Raw genomic sequence first — 17,236 nt, 5'->3', positions numbered from 1 at the left:
AGTGGCGGCGCGGGCAGTTCCGGTGAGTATAACGCGGGCCCCGAACCTCCTCCCTTTTCGGCGGCAGGCGGCTTCGGGGGCACTGCGCGGATGCCCTAGGGTTGTGCAATGACCATCGCCTTGTCCGCCAGGGACCTGCGGCTCAGTTTCGGCGCCAGGAAGGCGCTCGACGGGTTGTCACTCGAGGCGGAGTCGGGCCGGGTCACCGCCCTGCTGGGCCCGAACGGCGCGGGCAAGACCACCTTCATCCGCTGCGCGACGGCACTGCTCACCCCCGAGTCGGGCGAGCTCTCCGTCTTCGGCCACGCCCCGGGGAGCAACGAGGCCAGGAACCTGGTCGGGCTCATGCCCCAGGCCACCGGAGCGTGGGCCGCGGTCACACCGTCGCGGCTGCTCGGCTACCTCTCGAGGCTCTATGCAGACCCGCAGCCGGTGGACGGAATGATGGCGCTGCTGGACATCGACGAGTTCGCGGGCACGCCCTACCGCCGCCTCTCCGGGGGACAGCAGCAGGCCGTCAACCTCGCGGGCGCGCTGATCGGCCGACCCGCGCTGGTGTTCCTCGACGAGCCCACCGCCGGCCTGGACCCCCGTGCCCGTAAGACCACCTGGGACCTGATCCGACGGGTGCGCGACGCGGGCGTGGCGGTGCTGCTCACCACGCACAACATGCAGGAGGCCGAGGAGCTCTCCGACCACGTCGCCATCGTGCACAAGGGTCGGGTCCGCGCGCACGGCCGGGTCGGCGACCTCACCCGCGACACCGGATCGCTGGAGGAAGCCTTCCTGTTCCACACCGAGGAGACGAGTTGAGCCTGGACTTCACACCCCGCCCCGTACCGGCCGCGCGGGGTCGCCAGCTGCGCGCGCACGCCGCCATGGAGGCCGGGCTCATCCTGCGCAACGGCGAGCAGCTGATCCTCGCGCTGCTGTTCCCCATGGCCGTGCTGATCGGCGGCCGCTACCTCGCCGACCGGGTGGGCCTCGGCTTCCAGGAACTGGCCCCGTCGGTGTTCGCGATGGTCATGTGGTCCTCGGGGCTGACGACGCTGGCGATCTCGACCGGCTTCGAGCGGCGGTACAACGTCCTCGAGCGGCTCGCGGCCACGCCCCTGGGCAAGGAGGGGATCCTCGCCGGCAAGGGACTCTCCATCGCCCTCATCACCCTGGGCCAGGTGGTCCTGCTGGCGGCGACGGCCCTCCTGCTCGGCTGGCGCCCCGTGCTCGACCCGCTGGCCGGCCTCGTCGCGCTGGTCGTGGCAGTGCTGGCGATGGGCGCGTTCACGGGCCTCGGGCTCGCGATGGCAGGCTCGCTGCGGCCGGAGACGACGCTAGCCCTGGCCAACGTCGCCTACCTCGCCGGACTCCCCCTGGGCGTCCTGCTTCCGGTGTCCGCCCTGCCGGCCTGGTCCCAGTTGCCGGTCTCCCTCCTGCCGACCGCGGCGCTCGGTGAGACGTTCCGCGCGGCGAGCCGCGGCGACGTCCTCTTAGTCCCCATACTTGTCACGGCGGCCTGGTGCGTCCTCGCCGCATGGCTCGCCCGAAAGGTATTCCGATGGACCTCCTGATGGCCAAGCGCGAGAAGGCCGCGCGCGTCTGGTTGTGGATCTCGCTCGTGGCCAACATGGGGATCGTCGTCACCGGCGCGATCGTCCGGCTCACCGGCTCGGGCCTCGGCTGCCCCACCTGGCCGCGCTGCACCGACGAGAGCTTCGTCCCGCACGGCGAGCTCGGCATCCACGGCGCCATCGAGTTCGGCAACCGCCTGCTGACCTTCGTCCTGATCGTCGCCGCCCTCGGCGCCTTCGTGACGGTCTGGCGGGCGTTCGGCCGCGCGTCGCAGTTGTGGTGGCTCACGCTCGCGGTGGGCATCGGGATCATCCTGCAGGCCGTGGTCGGCGGCATCACCGTCTGGGTGGACCTCCACCCCACGCTCGTCGGGATCCACCTGGTCCTCTCCGTGGTCCTCATCGTGCTGTGCGTGAGGGCACTCGTACTCGCCTACCGGCGGGCGCCCGTCGTCGTCAGCGGCAGGCTCCGCGCCCTCACCGTCGTCACGTTCGTGGCCGCCATGGTCAGCATCGTGATCGGCACGCTCACCACCGGCGCCGGCCCGCACGCCGGCGACGCGGACGCCCCGCGCAACGGGCTCGACATCGAGTCCATCGCGCGCGTCCACGCCCTCAGCGCGTGGCTCGCCCTCTTCCTCAGCGCAGCGTGCGTCTACGTGTTCCACCGCGCACGGCTGCAGTACCCACAGCGCGTGAGCGCCGTGCTGTTCGGCACCGTGCTCCTCCAGGGCGTGATCGGCTACGTGCAGTACTTCCTCGGGATCCCCATCAGCGTCGTGTGGATGCATATGGTGGGACTCGTCCTCCTGACCGCCGCTGTCGCCTGGCAGCTCTTCTCCACGAAAGCCGAGACCCGATGACGCTCCCCGCCTTCGCCGACTACACCGCCCAGCGCTACCGCGCCGAGATCGATGACGCCATGCGCCACCAGCGCGACGCCCTCGCCGCGCTGCGCGACGATCCTGCGCCGGCGACGGTCGCGAACGTGCTCCAGGCGTGGGAGGAGGCGAGGGCCCCGCTGAACCTCGTCCTCTCGACGTTCTACACCGTGCGCTCCTCGGACGCGACGGACGAGATCGACGCCGTCGCCGACGCCATCGCGCCGGTCCTGGCCGCCCACAACGACGCGATCCAGCTCGACCGCGGGCTCTACGACCGGCTCGTCTCGCTGCGCCGGCGCATCGACGACGGCGAGGTCGCCGCGGACGCGCAGGACGACTACCACCTCGACGAGCTGCTGCGGGACTTCGAGCGCGCCGGAGTGGCGCTGGGCGACGCCGAACAGGAGCGGCTGCGAGAGCTCAATGGCCGTCTGGCGGAGCTGTCGTCACAGTTCCAGCGGCTGAACCGCGAGGCCCGCAACGCCGCCACGCTCAAGGTGGACGCCGACGAGCTCGCCGGCCTCTCCGACGCCGAGGTCGACGCCCTCCGCGTCGATGGCGGGTATGCGATCGAACTCGTCAACACCACGCAGCAGCCCATCGCGGCACGGCTGGAGGACGCGGGCCTCCGCCGCCGCCTGCTCGACGCCTCGCTCGACCGCGGGCTGGGCGAGTTCGACACCCGCGAGGTACTCGTCGAGACGGCCCGGGTCCGCGCGGAACGCGCCGCGCTCCTCGGATTCCGCTCGCACGCCGACCTCGTCGCCGCCGAGGGCACCGCGAAGACCACCGAAGCCATCGAGTCCATCCTCGTGCCGCTGGCGCGGGCGGCGCTCGACAAGGCCCGCGGCGAGGCTCGCGAGCTTGCCGAGAAGTACGCGGAACTCAACCCGGGCGCGGAGTTCACCGCAGCCGACTGGACCTTCGTCGAGGGCGCGCTGCGCAAGGAGCGCTTCGCGTTCGACGAGTCGGAACTCGACGAGTACCTGACCGTCGAGCGTGTCGTGCAGGCCGCCTACGACGCGGCCACCGACCTCTACGGCATCACCTTCCGGCTGCGGGAGGACCTCTCCGGCCACGTCCCGGACGCCCAGGTCTACGAGATCGGCGACGCCGACGGCTCGCCGGTGGGCCTCTTCCTGATGGACCTCTGGGCGCGCCCCACCAAGAACGGCGGCGCATGGATGACCCAACTCGTCGAGCAGTCCGACCTGACCGGTGACCTGCCGGTGGTGACGAACAACTGCAACTACCGGCGGGCCGTGCCGACCGTCACGTGGGACGAGGTCATCACCATGTTCCACGAGTTCGGGCACGCGCTCCACGGGCTCTTCGGCAAGGCCAAGTACGCCTCCCGTTCGGGCACGGCCGTGCCGCGCGACTTCGTCGAGTTCCCCAGCCAGGTGAACGAGCACTGGGCGTGGCAGCCCGGGCGCGTCCTGCCGGCCGAATGGCTCGAACGGCTGAAGTCGGCGAACGAGTTCGGGCTCGGCTACGCGAAGGCCGAGGCGCTGATCGCGGCCGTGCTGGACTTCGTCTGGCACACGACCCCGCTCGAGGACCTCCCCGCCTCCGCGGAGCAGGTCGCGAACTTCGAGGCGGCCGCCCTGGACCGTCACGGCCTCCGCGACGAACTCGTGCCCCCGCGGTACCGCACCCAGTACTTCGCACACATCTGGGGCGGCGGCTACGCCGCGAGCTACTACGGCTACACGTGGGCCGAGGTGCTCGACGCGGACGCCGTGGCCTGGTTCGAGGAGCACGGCGGCGGCACCCGCGCCAACGGCGACCACTTCCGGGCCACGCTGCTGGGGCCGGGCGGCGGCGTCGACCCCATGGAGACCTACCGGGCCTTCCGCGGGCGCGATCCGGAACTCCAGCCCCTTCTGGACCGGCTCGGACTTACGCTGGGCTGACCAACCCCACGGAGGTCGCATGTCCATGAAGGACACTCTCGCCCGCTACCTGAGCAGCCAGCGCGAAGCCCTTCTCTGGAAGGCGACGGGCCTCAGCGAGTACGACCTCCGCAGACCCCTCACCCCGACCGGGACCAACCTGCTCGGGCTGGTCAAGCACTGCGCCCTGGTGGAGCACGGCTACCTGGTGGAGAGCATGGGCCGGACCTCTCGTCTCGCCCTGCCCCGGGTGGACTTCGACGCGGATCCCAACGGCGACTTCGTCGCCTGCCCGGACGAGACCGCCGAGTCGCTGATCGCCCTCTACCGTGCGGTCGGCGACGAAGTGGAGCGCTCCGTCGTCTCGCTCGATCTCGACGCTCCGGGGCACGTCGAGTGGTGGGGTGACTCCGGTGACACGACCTTCGGCCGGCTGCTGGTCCACGTCCTGGCGGAGGTGGCCCGGCACGCCGGGCACGCCGACATCCTGCGCGAGGCCGTAGACGGCGCGGCGGGACTGACCGACGGCAACACCAACCTGTGGGAGCCCGAGGGCGGGTGGGAAGCGCACGTCGCCCGGGTCACCGAGCTGGCCGAGGGAGCACGTCACGACTAGCCATGCCGGCCTCAGCGCATCGTCGTCGCGAAGACCTTGCCCTCCGGGTCCAGGTGGGCGAGGATCTGCGAGGCGATGGCCGCGAGTTGCGGCACCTGGGCCGGTTCGAGTTGATCGAAGATCAGTTCCCGCACCTTCTCCACGTGGCCGGGGGCCGCGCGAACGACCGCGCCCCACCCCTCCTCCGTGAGGATCACGTCCTTCGACCTCCTGTCCTCGGGGCACGTCCGGCGCTGCACCAGCTTCTTCCGTTCGAGCCCGGTCAGCACCCGCGACAGCCTCGGCAGGGTCGCGTGCGTAAGCGTGGCGAGGGCCGAGGTGTGCATGTAACGCCCCGGAGACTCGGACAGCGACGCGAGCGTGAAGTACTCGAAGTGCGTCAGCCCCGCGCTCCGGACGAGATGGGCATCAAGCGCCGCCGGCAGCAACTCCAGCATCGCGGCCAGCCGCTGCCACGCCGCCTGTTCCTCATCGGTCAGCCATCTCGGCTCAGACATTGGTTCCTCCCCGATAGTTGCACCTTCAACTATCTTCCGCTAGCGTATCACTTGTACCTACAACTAACAGGAGTACATCATGACCTCCTTCACCATCTTCGGCACCGGCAACATGTCCCAGGCGATCTCCGGCGTCCTCGGCGCCGGCGGCGCGTCGGTCCAGTACATCGGCAGCCAGGACCAGAACGCGACCGTGGACGGCGACATCGTCATCCTCGCGGTCCCCTACCACGCGCTGCGCGAGATCTCCTCGCAGTACGGCGCCCAGCTCGAGGGCAAGGTCGTCGTGGACATCACGAACCCCTTGAACTTCGAGACCTTCGACTCGCTGCTCGTCCCCGCCGACGGTTCCGCCGCCGCCGAGCTCGCCGCAGCACTGCCAAACTCCAAGGTCCTCAAGGCCTTCAACACCACCTTCGCCGGCACCCTCGCCGCGAAGACCGTCGGCGACAACAAGACCACCGTGCTCATCGCCGGTGACGACGTCGACGCCAAGGAGCGCCTCGCCGCCGCCGTCCGCGCCGGTGGCCTCGAGGCCGTCGACGCCGGGGCCCTCTCCCGGGCCCGCGAGCTGGAGGCCCTCGGCTTCCTGCAGCTGACCCTCGCCGCCAGCGAGAAGATCCAGTGGACCGGCGGCTTCGCCCTCGTCCGCTGACCCGACCACACCCCATCGTCAACCCGAACGAACGGAAAACATGAACAAGAACTCCCTCACGACCGTCGGCCTGGCCGTCCTCCGCATCGCCCTCGGGCTGATCTTCGCCGCCCACGGGTGGCAGAAGTTCAACGAGTGGACGATCGCCGGCACCACCGCCGCCTTCGGCGACATGGGCATCCCCATGGCCGGGATCGCCGCCCCGCTGGTGGCCACCGTTGAGCTCGTGGGCGGCATCGCCCTGATCCTGGGCGTCCTCTCCCGTCCGGTCGCGCTGCTGCTCGCCCTCGACATGATCGGCGCGTTGCTGATGGTGCACCTGCCCTTCGGCATGTTCGTCGCGAACAACGGCGTGGAGCTCGTCCTCGCCCTCGGCGCCGGTGCGGCTGCCATCGCCCTGATCGGCCCGGGCGCGTTCTCGGTCGACAAGGTGCTGTTCGGCCGGACCGACTCCAAGGCGCGCGTGCTCGCGGCCTGACCGGGAGTTCCCCCTCACCGGGCGGGGGCCGTCACCGATCTGGTGACGGCCCCCGCCCGCGTCTCGTCAGCGTCCGTAGCGCAACGGGTTCGGGCGGGCCTGCACCTCGGCGCCGATGCGCAGGTCGTCGGCGACGTGCCCGATACCCCGCAGCGTCAGGAGCGCCGCGACGACGCGGTCCCGGATGGTGTCGGGAGAGAGCGTGTTGAGGTAGATCTTGGTGGCGCCCTCGAAGCCGGCCAGCGTCGAGATCCGCCACTTGAGCATGATCCGCCAGGGCATGGGGGTCACCACGTCGATCGGTCGGTAGTGCCACTCCTCGTTGCAGGGGACGTCGGGCCCCGTGGCGGCCTGCATCGCGTGCAGCATGTCGGACACCCCGGAGATCTCCACCGACTCGTGCTCCCACGGATTGGAGTGCTCGGACTTCGAGTAGATCTCGATGGTCGGGTACCTGTGCCCGAACCCGGCGAACGCGATCGCGTGCTCGTTCTCGGCGATGTACAGGTTCCGCATCGCGGCGAAGTTCGCGCCCACCTCGTTGAAGACGTTCGGGTCGGCCCTCAGCCTGGCGAACGCCGCCTCGTGCTGCGCGCCCCGCTCGTCGATGGCCACCAGCTGCTTGTGCAGGTGGTCGAACGACGCGCCCGCGGGCCGCAGCCAGTTCTGGAAGACGGCCACGTAGCGGACGTACCGGTTGACGTCGTAGAGCCGCCTGACCGAGTCGACGGTGAAGCGCACGAACTGCACGTGCTCCTCCCTGGTCAGGGACCCCGACGACGCCAGCTGGCCCTCGTCCTCGGCGCCGTCGACGAAGTGCCGCCTGGCGATCACGACGTCGTGTCCCCCGCCGAAGAACCCGGACGCGTGGTCGAGCAGTTCCTCCGTGCCCAGCGCAGCGATCTCCTCAGGCTGCCTGCCGGCCGCCCGCAGCTTGGCCCGGACGACGTCGAGGACGTGCGTGAGCCCCGCGGGCTCGGCGAGATAGGCCTCGCGACGAGCACGGATCCACGGTGGCAACTCGAACCCGTAGTTGCTGTGCCAGTAGTCGAAGCTCAGGATCTCGAAGAGGTTGGGGACCCTGCGGAACTCGGCGACCGTGTCGAAGAGCTGGTTCGCCGGGGTGTGGTCGTGCTGTTCCCACGCCCCGTCCACGCGGACGAGCCGGGACTTCTCGGGCGGCGTCTCGAGGTAGCGCTCCTCGCAGAACGCGCAGTGCCGGCCCGCGGCCGCGGGGTCGACCGGCCTGGTCTCGCGCGGGACGACCCCGGTCGGACGGTGGCTGCGCGCGGGCACGGTCCACACCTCGGTGCCGGTGAACGGGTTGAGCTGCTTGACGGTGCCGTCACTGAGCACCCTCAGGAAGTCGGGATCCCGCGCAAAGCTCTGCATGGGCAGAGCCTAATCAGAACAGCAGCGGGTCGATCGCGATCGCGAGGAACAGGATGGCGAGGTAGCTGTTGGACCAGTGGAAGAGTCGCATCGCCTTCAGCTGCGCGCCCTCGAGCCCACGCCGGGCCCGGCGGAGTAGCTGGAGCGCCTCCCACAGGAACACCGCGCCGGCGACCGCCGCGACCACCGGGTACAGGGGTCCGGTGGGCGCCACCGGCCACAGCAGCAGGGAGACGGCGACCGTGGCCACGGAGTACGCGAGGATCTGCGTCGCCACCTTGGGCGCGGTGCGGACGACCGGCAGCATCGGCACGCCGGCGGCGGCGTAGTCGTCCTTGTAACGGAATGCCAGCGCCCACGTGTGCGGCGGGGTCCAGAGGAAGACGATCGCGAACATGATGAAGGGCGCCCAGTCCACGGAGTTCGTCACCGCGGTCCAGCCGATGAGGGGCGGGAAGCAGCCCGCGATGCCGCCCCAGACGATGTTCTGCGCGGTGCGCCGCTTGAGCCACATCGTGTAGACGAAGACGTAGAACGCGTTGGCGCCGAGCGCCAGCACGGCGGAGAGCCAGTTCGCGCCAAGCCCCAGCACCAGGGTGGCGAGGACGGCGAGCACCGCGCCGAACACGGTGGCGGGGACGGTGTCCACCTGGTGCCGCGGCATCGGACGGCGGCGGGTGCGTCGCATCACCTCGTCGATGTCGCGGTCGAGGATGCAGTTGAAGGTGTTGGCGCTCGCTGCGGCGAACATGCCGCCGACCAGAGTCGCGATCGACACCCCGAGCGGCGGCAGGCCCCCCGCGGCGAGGAACATGGCCGGCAGGGTGGTCACGAGCAGCAGTTCGATGATCCTCGGCTTCGTCAACGCCACGTAGGCCTTGATCACGTCCAAGGCGCCAGCGCGCGTTGCCTCCACAGTTGTCACCGACACACGGCCTCCTCCACAAGCTCCGCGTAGTCTACCCGCAAAATACGAAACCCCATCCCTTGCGATTGGCATTAGGCTGGTCCGCGTGGCTCAACGCAACGTGATCGACGACTTCACCAACCCGCTGCGTGACCCCGAGGACCGACGCCTTCCCCGCATCGCGGGACCCTGCGCGCTCGTCATCTTCGGGGTCACCGGGGACCTGTCGCGCAAGAAGCTCATGCCCGCCGTCTACGACCTGGCCCACCGCGGCATGCTGCCGCCCGGGTTCGCGCTCGTCGGCTTCGCCCGGCGCGACTGGGAGGACCAGGACTTCGCGCAGCAGGTGCACGACTCGGTCAAGGAGAACGCACGGACCCCGTTCCGGGAGGACGTGTGGGAGCAGTTGCTCGAGGGCATCCGCTTCGTCAGCGGCACCTTCGAGTCGGACGACGCGTTCCTGAAGCTCAAGGCCACGCTGGACGAGCTCGACAACGAGCGGGGCACCGGCGGCAACCACGCCTTCTACCTCTCCATCCCCCCGTCGGGCTTCGGGCCGGTGATGCAGCAGCTGCGCAAGCACGGGCTCACCGAGGACCACGGCGACAACTGGAACCGGGTCGTCATCGAGAAGCCGTTCGGGCACGACCTCCAGTCGGCGCGCGAACTTGACCAGGTGGTGTCCGCACTGTTCCGTCCGCACGAGGTGTTCCGCATCGACCACTACCTCGGCAAGGAGACCGTCCAGAACATGCTGGCGCTGCGGTTCGCGAACCAGATGTTCGAGCCGCTGTGGAACAACCACTACGTCAGCCACGTCCAGATCACCATGGCGGAGGACATCGGCATCGGGAGCCGGGCCGGATACTTCGACGGCATCGGCATCACCCGCGACGTGATGCAGAACCACCTCCTGCAGCTGCTCGCGCTGGCCGCGATGGAGGAACCCACCAACTTCGAGGCCGGACAGCTCCGGGCGGAGAAGACGAAGGTCCTCGCGGCCGCCCACGTCCCCGTGGACTACGCGCGGTCCACCGCACGCGGCCAGTACGCCGCGGGCTGGCAGGGCGGGCAGGAGGTCGCCGGCTACCTCCAGGAGCAGGGCGTCGACCCGGGCTCACGCACCGAGACCTTCTCCGCCGTCCGCGTCGACATCGACAACCGCCGCTGGGCGGGCGTGCCCTTCTACCTCCGCACCGCCAAGCGGATGCCGCGGCGCGTGACCGAGGTCGCGCTCAACTTCAAGAAGCCCCCGCACCTCCCGTTCGCCCAGACCGACACCGTCGAACTCGGCACGAACGCGCTGGTGATGAGGATCCAGCCGGACGAGGGCGTGACGCTCCGCTTCGGCGCCAAGGTCCCGGGGACGCAGATGGAGATCCGCGAGGTCTCCATGGACTTCGGCTACGGCGGCTCCTTCACCGAGTCCTCCCCCGAGGCCTACGAGCGGCTGATCCTCGACGTGCTGCTCGGCGAGCCCCCGCTGTTCCCGCTGCAGGAGGAGGTCGAGCTGAGCTGGAAGATCCTCGACCCGGTGCTGGACTACTGGGCCTCCCTGCCCGAGCAGCCCGAACAGTACGCCGCCGGTACCTGGGGTCCGAAGTCCGCCCACGACATGATCGCGCGCGACGGCTTCGCGTGGCGTCGTCCGTAAAGGAGTACCAGTGATCATCGACCTGCAGAACACGAGTTCCCGCGAGATCTCCGCCGAGCTGACGAAGGCGCGTCGGGGCGCGGGAGCCAGCGGTCTCGTCCTCACGCTCATCATCTCCACCACGGACGAGCACTTCGACGCCGCCATCGAGGCGGCGCGGGCGTCGGCGACGGCGCACCCGTCGCGCGTCATCGTCGTCACCCACGTCGACGACGACCAGGCCCGACTGGACGCCAAAATCCAGGTGGGCGACGGGCTGCCCGGAGACCTGGTGGTCCTACGACTGCACGGCCCGCTGCAGCAGCACGCCGACTCCATCCTGTTGCCGATCCTCCTCCCCGACTCGCCGACGATCGCCTGGTGGCCCAACGAGGGCCCCGACGATCTCGCGGCCGACCCCATCGGCCAGCTCGCCGACCGGCGCATCACCGACGCCGCCGGCTGCCAGGACCCGCAGCAGGCGCTGCTCAACCGCGCGCGCCACCACGCCGCCGGCGACACCGACCTCACCTGGACCCGGCTGACCCGCTGGAGGGCGCTGCTCGTAGCGGCGGTCGACCAGGTCCAGGCGGACGTGACCGCCGCCAAGGTCGTGTCCGCGCCCGACAACGCGCCCGCCACCCTGCTCGCCGCGTGGCTGAGCGTGAAGCTCGGCGTCCCGGTCGAACGGGTCGACGGCGCCCGCGTCGGCGTCAGCGAGGTCCGGCTCACCACGACCGAGGGCGACATCATCATCGAGCGGCCGGCCAACGGCACCGCCAACTACTCGGTCCCCGGCCAGCCCCCGCGGAAGGTCGCGCTGCGCCGTCGTCCCCTGACCGACCTCCTCACCGAGGAGCTCGAGCGGATGGACCCCGACGAGGTGTTCGAGTCGACGGTGGCATACCTCCTCGCCAGCAGCGAGCGTGCTTGATGTACACCCGCGTGGTCCGGATGCCGGAGCCCCCGGACGTGGCCGACGTCGTCGCCGAGCGACTCCTGGAACGGATCATCGACCTCCAGGCGACGCGCGACAGCGTGCACGTCTGCCTGACCGGCGGGCAGACCGCCAATGCGATGTACGAGCGCTTCGCCGACCTGGCAGCCACCTCCGACCTCGACGCGACCAAGCTGCACCTGTGGTGGAGCGACGAGCGGTTCGTGCCCGCCACGGACCCGGAGCGGAACTCGCTCCAGGCGATCGAGCGTCTGGCGCGCACCATCCCCATCCACTCGGCGCACATCCACATGATGGCGGCGAAGGACGGCCGGAAGGACGCGCACGAGTCGGCGTCGGAGTACGAGCAGGAGCTCGACGACACCACCTTCGACGTGACGCTGCTCGGCCTCGGCGCCGACGGCCACTGCGCGTCGCTGTTCGCCAACCATCCCAGCTTCGACCTGACGACTACGCGACGCGTGATCGGCGTCGAGGACTCCCCGCGGGAGCCCTCGGAGCGGATCTCGTTGACGTTCTCCGCCCTGAACCGGTCGCGCGAGGTGTGGTTCCTCGCCACCGGGGAGCGCAAGGCAGAGGCGGCTGCCGCCTGCCTCGACGGGGACGACGCCCGCCCGGCGAGCCACGTGCACGGTGAGCGAGCGACCGTCTGGTTCCTCGACGAGGCCGCCGCCGGCCATCTGTCGCCGCAGTTCAACTGCGAACTCTGACACGAAGACGAGGGGAGCCGCCGGAATCGACCGGCGGCTCCCCTCTCATGTGCTCAGGCGGATCAGTAGATGATCTCCCCCGCGGCCCGGCGGGCGCGCAGCGCGAGGATCGCCTCGTCGAGGATCGCCGCGGCCTCGGCGTCCGACCGGCGCTCCTTCACGTACGCGAGGTGCGTCTTGTAGGGCACGATCTTCGGCGGCGGCGGCGGGTTCTCCGAGTCGGTGTTGGACGGGAGACCGCAGCGCGGGCAGTCCCACGACTCCGGGATCTGGGCGTCGAGCGCGAAGGCCGGGCGGGTCTCGTGCCCACCGGCGCAAAAGTAGGAGACGCGGTGACGCGGGGCGGAATCCCCGCGCTCGGCTTCTCCCATCGGTCCTGCGCCGACACGGCTTCCGCGAATGGCGTTGCCACCTGCCACAGCTTTACTCCTTTGTGGATTCGGTTATAGGGGAACGGATTGGGTCAGGTCGCTCAGAGGGATTCGGCGCGATACACCAGCAGCAGGGCGACGATCGCCAGCAGCCAGAGCAGCCCCACCACGAGCGTGATGCGGTCGAGGCGACGCTCCGCGCGGGAGGCACCGCCCATCGACGTGGACATGCCACCCCCGAACAGGTCCGACATGCCACCCCCACGGCCCTTGTGGAGGAGGATCGTTGCCCCCAGGAGAATGCTCAGGAAAACCAGCACCCCGGACAAGACGTTGACCGGCAGAGACATGAGAGGGACAATCACGGGCCCAAGTTTAACCGACGGTCCATCTTTTTCCACATCGGCGCCGGCCCCTCCACGAGCGGCTCCGGAAAGAGGAAACGGCCGCCGGGAGAACCCCGGCGGCCGCCTCCGTGCAGTGTCGGATCACGCGGGCAGGTCGTAGAACCGGACGATCGCCGCGAACTCCTCGGCCTGCAGGCTCGCGCCGCCCACGAGGGCGCCGTCGATGTCGGGCTGTGCCATGATCTGGGCGATGCTGCCCGCCTTGACGGAGCCGCCGTACTGGATGCGCACGGACTCTGCGGTGGCCTCGTCGTAGAGCGACGCCACCTCCTGGCGGATCGCCCCACACACCTCCTGCGCGTCGTCGGGGGTGGCGACCTCGCCGGTGCCGATGGCCCAGACGGGCTCGTAGGCGATGACGAGGCCCGCGACCTGCTCGGCGGTGAGGCCCTCGAGCGTGCCGCGCACCTGGGCGAGCGTGTACTCGACGTGACGCCCCTCCTTGCGGATGTCGAGGCCCTCGCCGACACAGATGATCGGGGTCATGCCGGCCTCGATCACCTTCTTCGCCTTCGCGCCGATGACCTCGTCGGTCTCGCCGAAGTACTCGCGGCGCTCGGAGTGCCCGACGACCACGTACTTCACCTGGAGCTTGGCCAGCATGTCGGCGCTGATCTCACCGGTGTAGGCGCCGGAGTCGTGCTGCGAGACGTTCTGCGCGCCCAGCTGCAGCGGCATCCGGTCGCCGTCGATCAGGGTCTGCACGGTCCGCAGGTCGGTGAACGGCGGGATGACGACCGCGTCGACCTTCTTGCCGTCGAACTGCTTGTCCGCCAGCGTCCAGGCGAGCTTCTGGACGAGTCCGGTCGCCTCGACGTGGTTGAGGTTCATCTTCCAGTTGCCGGCGATGATCGGCGTGCGCGCCATCTACTTCTCCTCTTCAAGAACTGCGATGCCCGGGAGCTCCTTGCCCTCCAGGAACTCGAGGGAGGCGCCGCCGCCCGTCGAGATGTGGCCGAACTCGTCGTCCGAGTGGCCGAGGACGCGGACGGCGGCCGCGGAGTCGCCGCCGCCCACCACGGTGAGCCCGTCGGTCTCGGTGAGCGCCTTGGCGACCGCCGCGGTGCCGCGGGACAGCTCGTCGATCTCGAACACACCCATGGGGCCGTTCCAGAAGACGGTCTTCGCGCCCTTGATGGTCTCGGCGAACAGGGCCTCGGTGGCCGGGCCGATGTCGAGGGCCTGCTGGTCCGCGGGGATGTTGTCGATGTCGACGACGGTGACCTCGGTCACCGTGCGGGCGCCGAAGTCCATGCTGTCGGCGACGCGCGCGTCGACCGGCAGGACGATGGTCTTCCCGGCGGCGCCGGCCTGCTCGAGGTAGCGGGCGCAGGTCTCGACGTTGGACTCGTCGAGCAGCGACTCGCCCACCTCCTTGCCCTGCGACTTGAGGAAGGTGTAGGCCATGCCGCCGCCGATGACGAGCGTGTCGGCCACTCCGAGGAGGTTGTCGATGACGGACAGCTTGTCGGCCACCTTGGCGCCGCCGAGGACGACGACGAACGGACGCTCGGGGGTCTCGGTGAGGCGACGCAGCACCTCCACCTCCTTCGCGACCAGGTAACCGGCGGCGCTCGGGAGGAGCTTGGCCACGTCGTAGACCGATGCCTGCTTGCGGTGCACGACGCCGAAGCCGTCGGAGACGAAGATGTCGCCGAAGCGGGCGTACTTCTCGGCGAGCGCCTTGCGCTCCGCCTCGTCCTTCGACTCCTCGGCGGGCTCGTAGCGCACGTTCTCGAGGAGGGCGACCTGCCCGTCGGCCAGCGCCGCCACGGTCGACTCCGCGGACTCACCGACCACGTCGCCGGCGAGGGCGACGTCGGTGCCGAGGAGCTCACCGAGCCGCTTGGCGACGGGTGCGAGCGAGTACTTGGGGTTGACCTCGCCCTTGGGGCGGCCCAGATGCGCCATGATCACGACGCGCGCCCCGGCGTCGCGGAGCTTCGTCAGCGTCGGCAGCGCGGCGCGGATGCGGCCGTCGTCGGTGATGGCGTCGCCGTCGAGCGGGACGTTGAAATCGCAGCGGATCAGCGCCCGCTTGCCGGTGAGATCACCGAGTTCGTCGATGGACTTCAATTCTGGGCCTTCCCTGGAGTTGGGTCGGTCGGCGGCCCCGAGGGACCGCCGACCGTGGATTGGTGGTGGATCAGAGCTTCGAGCCGACCAGTGCGGTCAGGTCGACGAGGCGGTTGGAGTAGCCCCACTCGTTGTCGTACCAGCCGACGACCTTGACCTGGTTGCCGATGACGCGGGTCAGGCCGGCGTCGAACACGCAGGAAGCCGGGTCGGTCTCGATGTCCTTGGAGACGATCGGGTCCTCGGTGTAGACGAGGACACCCTTGAGGGGGCCCTCCTCCGCAGCGGCCTTGACGATCGCGTTGACCTCTTCGACGGTGGTCTCGCGGGAGGCCTCGAAGGTCAGGTCGGTGGCGGAGCCGGTCGGGGTGGGCACGCGCATCGCGAAGCCGTCGAGCTTGCCCTTGAGCTCGGGGAGCACGAGGGAGACGGCCTTGGCCGCACCGGTGGTGGTGGGCACGATGTTGAGGGCCGCGGCGCGGGCGCGACGCAGGTCCTTGTGCGGGCCGTCCTGCAGGTTCTGGTCTGCGGTGTAGGCGTGGATGGTGGTCATCAGGCCCTTCTCGATGCCCAGACCGTCGTTCAGCGCCTTGGCCATCGGAGCCAGGCAGTTGGTGGTGCAGGAGGCGTTCGAGATGATGTGGTGCTTCTCGTTGTCGTACTGGTCGTCGTTGACGCCCATGACGACCGTGATGTCCTCGTTCTTGCCGGGGGCGGAGATGATGACCTTCTTGGCGCCGGCCTCGACGTGAACGCGCGCGGCGGAGGCGTCGGTGAAGCGGCCGGTCGACTCGATGACGACGTCGACGCCCAGCTCGCCCCAGGGCAGCTTGGCGGGATCCTTCTCCGCGTAGACCTTGATCTTGTCGCCGTCGGCGGTGATGGACTCCTCGTCGAAGGTGACCTCACCCTGGTAGCGGCCGAGGATCGAGTCGTACTTCAGGAGGTGGGCCAGCGTCTCGTTGTCAGTCAGGTCGTTGACAGCGACGACGTCGATATCAGCACCCGCAGCCTTCAGAGCGCGGTAGTAGTTACGGCCGATACGGCCGAAGCCGTTGATGGCAACCTTAACGGTCATGTGGATGATTACCCTTCAATTTCCTTACGCAGCGCGCCACGGAAGATCCCGGCGGCACACATCGCGTTGAACGGACAGGTTCATCCTAGCGATTAGCCCATGGCGGACAACAGCAGGGGGCAACCTTTAGCCATCTTCACGCAGGTCTGCGGGCAGCGCGGACTCGGTGTCCGGCACCCCCAGCTCCTGCGCGACCTTGTCCGCCGTCGCCAGCAGACGCCGGATCCGGCCGGCCACCGCGTCCTTGGTCAGGGGCGGGTCGTGCAGCTTGCCGAGTTCCTCGAGGCTCGCCTGCCGGTGCTCCAGCCGGAGCGTTCCGGCGGCCAGCAGGTGGTCCGGGACCGACTCCCCGAGGATCTCCAGCGCGCGTTCCACCCTCGCGCTGGCCGCCACCGCGGCCCGCGCCGACCGGCGCAGGTTCGCGTCGTCGAAGTTGGCCAGCCGATGGGCCTGCGCGCGGACCTCGCGCCGCATCCGGCGCTCCTCCCACAGCAGGCGGGCCTCCTGCGCGCCCATGCGCGTGAGGAGTTCGGCGATTGCCTCGCCGTCGCGGATCTGCACGCGGATCAGGTTCCGGGCCTCGCGGGACTTGGAGGTGATCCCCATCCGCCGGCCCGCGCCGACGAGGGCCAGTGCGGCCTCGGCGCCCGGGCAGGTGATCTCGAGGCTCATGGAGCGGCCGGGCTCGGTGAGGGAGCCGCGGGCGAGGAAGGCGCCCCGCCAGACGGCCGTGGCGTCCGCGATGGAGCCGCCGACGATGGCCGGCGGCAGGCCGCGCACGGGGCGTCGCTTTGCGTCGACGAGTCCCGTCATGCGGGCCAGCTTCTCCCCGTCGGCCACGACGCGCAGCGTGTAGCGGGGGTTGCGGTGGATGCCTGACGGATTGATCACCATCAGCTCGGAGGAGGCGTCGTAGAGGTCGGCCAGGAAGGTGCGCAGCCGGCGCGCGGCCGCCGCGGTGTCGAGTTCGGCCTCGATGACGATGCGCCCGCCGACGAGGTGGAGGCCGCCGCCGAACCGGAGCATGGCGATCGCCTCCGCCCTGCGGACGTCGGCCTGCGGCGTGGCGACGGAAGCGAGCTCCGCCTTGAGTTTCTGTGTCAGCGCCATG

At 69.8% G+C, this 17,236-nt stretch carries 19 protein-coding genes; 10 read left to right on the top strand and 9 right to left on the bottom strand.

The window, feature by feature from the left end:
- The first annotated feature begins 108 nt into the window (after positions 1–108).
- The 5 genes from BLR46_RS10800 to BLR46_RS10780 are packed head-to-tail and all read left to right on the top strand — an operon-like array spanning position 109 to position 4,963.
- Positions 109–813, top strand: a complete 705-nt coding sequence (locus BLR46_RS10800) for an ABC transporter ATP-binding protein (protein ID WP_093252007.1) — start codon at positions 109–111, stop codon at positions 811–813.
- On the top strand, positions 810–1,568 hold the full coding sequence (locus tag BLR46_RS10795; RefSeq protein WP_245701666.1) for an ABC transporter permease: 759 nt from the start codon (positions 810–812) through the stop codon (positions 1,566–1,568). The genes BLR46_RS10800 and BLR46_RS10795 overlap by 4 nt, the downstream gene beginning before the upstream one ends.
- Positions 1,556–2,431 (top strand): COX15/CtaA family protein, encoded by an 876-nt coding sequence (locus BLR46_RS10790; RefSeq protein WP_176761744.1) that lies wholly within the window; start codon positions 1,556–1,558, stop codon positions 2,429–2,431. Before BLR46_RS10795 ends, BLR46_RS10790 begins: the two co-directional genes overlap by 13 nt.
- Positions 2,428–4,368: a M3 family metallopeptidase gene (locus tag BLR46_RS10785; RefSeq protein WP_093252005.1), complete on the top strand. Its 1,941-nt coding sequence runs from the start codon at positions 2,428–2,430 to the stop codon at positions 4,366–4,368. Before BLR46_RS10790 ends, BLR46_RS10785 begins: the two co-directional genes overlap by 4 nt.
- Before the next feature lie 19 nt (positions 4,369–4,387).
- A complete protein-coding gene (locus tag BLR46_RS10780; protein WP_218118441.1) occupies positions 4,388–4,963 on the top strand; it encodes a DinB family protein in 576 nt (191 codons plus the stop codon).
- 11 nt (positions 4,964–4,974) lie between these two features.
- Here the strand turns inward: BLR46_RS10780 and BLR46_RS10775 are convergent, their stop codons facing one another.
- Positions 4,975–5,460 carry a MarR family winged helix-turn-helix transcriptional regulator gene (locus BLR46_RS10775; RefSeq protein ID WP_093252004.1) on the bottom strand — a complete coding sequence of 162 codons (486 nt, stop codon included), beginning with the start codon at positions 5,458–5,460 and terminating at the stop codon, positions 4,975–4,977.
- Positions 5,461–5,539: 79 nt separating this feature from the next.
- On the opposite strand from BLR46_RS10775, the gene BLR46_RS15530 reads away from it, so the two are divergent.
- Together BLR46_RS15530 and BLR46_RS10765 are read left to right on the top strand one after the other, a co-directional pair.
- Positions 5,540–6,115 carry an NADPH-dependent F420 reductase gene (locus BLR46_RS15530; protein WP_093252003.1) on the top strand — a complete coding sequence of 192 codons (576 nt, stop codon included), beginning with the start codon at positions 5,540–5,542 and terminating at the stop codon, positions 6,113–6,115.
- A 40-nt stretch (positions 6,116–6,155) separates the two neighbouring features.
- A complete protein-coding gene (locus BLR46_RS10765) occupies positions 6,156–6,593 on the top strand; it encodes a DoxX family protein (RefSeq protein ID WP_093252002.1) in 438 nt (145 codons plus the stop codon).
- Between the two features lie 66 nt (positions 6,594–6,659).
- On the opposite strand, the gene BLR46_RS10760 is transcribed toward BLR46_RS10765, so the two are convergent.
- Together BLR46_RS10760 and BLR46_RS10755 are read right to left on the bottom strand one after the other, a co-directional pair.
- A complete protein-coding gene (locus BLR46_RS10760; protein WP_093252001.1) occupies positions 6,660–7,985 on the bottom strand; it encodes a DUF4921 family protein in 1,326 nt (441 codons plus the stop codon).
- 13 nt (positions 7,986–7,998) lie between these two features.
- On the bottom strand, positions 7,999–8,916 hold the full coding sequence (locus BLR46_RS10755) for a heme o synthase (protein ID WP_425441394.1): 918 nt from the start codon (positions 8,914–8,916) through the stop codon (positions 7,999–8,001).
- A gap of 154 nt (positions 8,917–9,070) precedes the next feature.
- On the opposite strand from BLR46_RS10755, the gene zwf reads away from it, so the two are divergent.
- Genes zwf through pgl form a run of 3 tightly spaced genes read left to right on the top strand, consistent with a single transcriptional unit; the run spans position 9,071 to position 12,193 of the window.
- A complete protein-coding gene (gene zwf, locus BLR46_RS10750) occupies positions 9,071–10,546 on the top strand; it encodes a glucose-6-phosphate dehydrogenase (protein ID WP_281230840.1) in 1,476 nt (491 codons plus the stop codon).
- A 10-nt stretch (positions 10,547–10,556) separates the two neighbouring features.
- A complete protein-coding gene (locus tag BLR46_RS10745) occupies positions 10,557–11,459 on the top strand; it encodes a glucose-6-phosphate dehydrogenase assembly protein OpcA (RefSeq protein WP_093252000.1) in 903 nt (300 codons plus the stop codon).
- Positions 11,459–12,193, top strand: a complete 735-nt coding sequence (gene pgl, locus BLR46_RS10740; RefSeq protein WP_093251996.1) for a 6-phosphogluconolactonase — start codon at positions 11,459–11,461, stop codon at positions 12,191–12,193. The genes BLR46_RS10745 and pgl overlap by 1 nt, the downstream gene beginning before the upstream one ends.
- A gap of 62 nt (positions 12,194–12,255) precedes the next feature.
- Here the strand turns inward: pgl and BLR46_RS10735 are convergent, their stop codons facing one another.
- The 6 genes from BLR46_RS10735 to whiA all read right to left on the bottom strand — a co-directional run bounded on the left by BLR46_RS10735 (position 12,256) and on the right by whiA (position 17,235).
- Positions 12,256–12,612 (bottom strand): RNA polymerase-binding protein RbpA, encoded by a 357-nt coding sequence (locus BLR46_RS10735; RefSeq protein WP_093251993.1) that lies wholly within the window; start codon positions 12,610–12,612, stop codon positions 12,256–12,258.
- 53 nt (positions 12,613–12,665) lie between these two features.
- A complete protein-coding gene (gene secG, locus BLR46_RS10730) occupies positions 12,666–12,914 on the bottom strand; it encodes a preprotein translocase subunit SecG (RefSeq protein ID WP_093252648.1) in 249 nt (82 codons plus the stop codon).
- A 138-nt stretch (positions 12,915–13,052) separates the two neighbouring features.
- A complete protein-coding gene (gene tpiA / locus BLR46_RS10725) occupies positions 13,053–13,838 on the bottom strand; it encodes a triose-phosphate isomerase (protein WP_093251992.1) in 786 nt (261 codons plus the stop codon).
- Positions 13,839–15,047, bottom strand: coding sequence for a phosphoglycerate kinase (locus tag BLR46_RS10720; protein WP_093251990.1), 1,209 nt, complete (start codon positions 15,045–15,047; stop codon positions 13,839–13,841). It abuts the gene before it with no gap.
- 70 nt (positions 15,048–15,117) lie between these two features.
- Positions 15,118–16,125 (bottom strand): type I glyceraldehyde-3-phosphate dehydrogenase, encoded by a 1,008-nt coding sequence (gene gap / locus BLR46_RS10715; RefSeq protein ID WP_093251987.1) that lies wholly within the window; start codon positions 16,123–16,125, stop codon positions 15,118–15,120.
- A 126-nt stretch (positions 16,126–16,251) separates the two neighbouring features.
- On the bottom strand, positions 16,252–17,235 hold the full coding sequence (gene whiA / locus BLR46_RS10710; RefSeq protein ID WP_093251985.1) for a DNA-binding protein WhiA: 984 nt from the start codon (positions 17,233–17,235) through the stop codon (positions 16,252–16,254).
- Position 17,236 lies beyond the last annotated feature (1 nt).

The sequence above is a fragment of the Tessaracoccus oleiagri genome (assembly GCF_900103275.1).
Lineage (GTDB): Bacteria > Actinomycetota > Actinomycetes > Propionibacteriales > Propionibacteriaceae > Arachnia > Arachnia oleiagri.
This window is presented reverse-complemented; position numbering and strand designations above follow the sequence as displayed.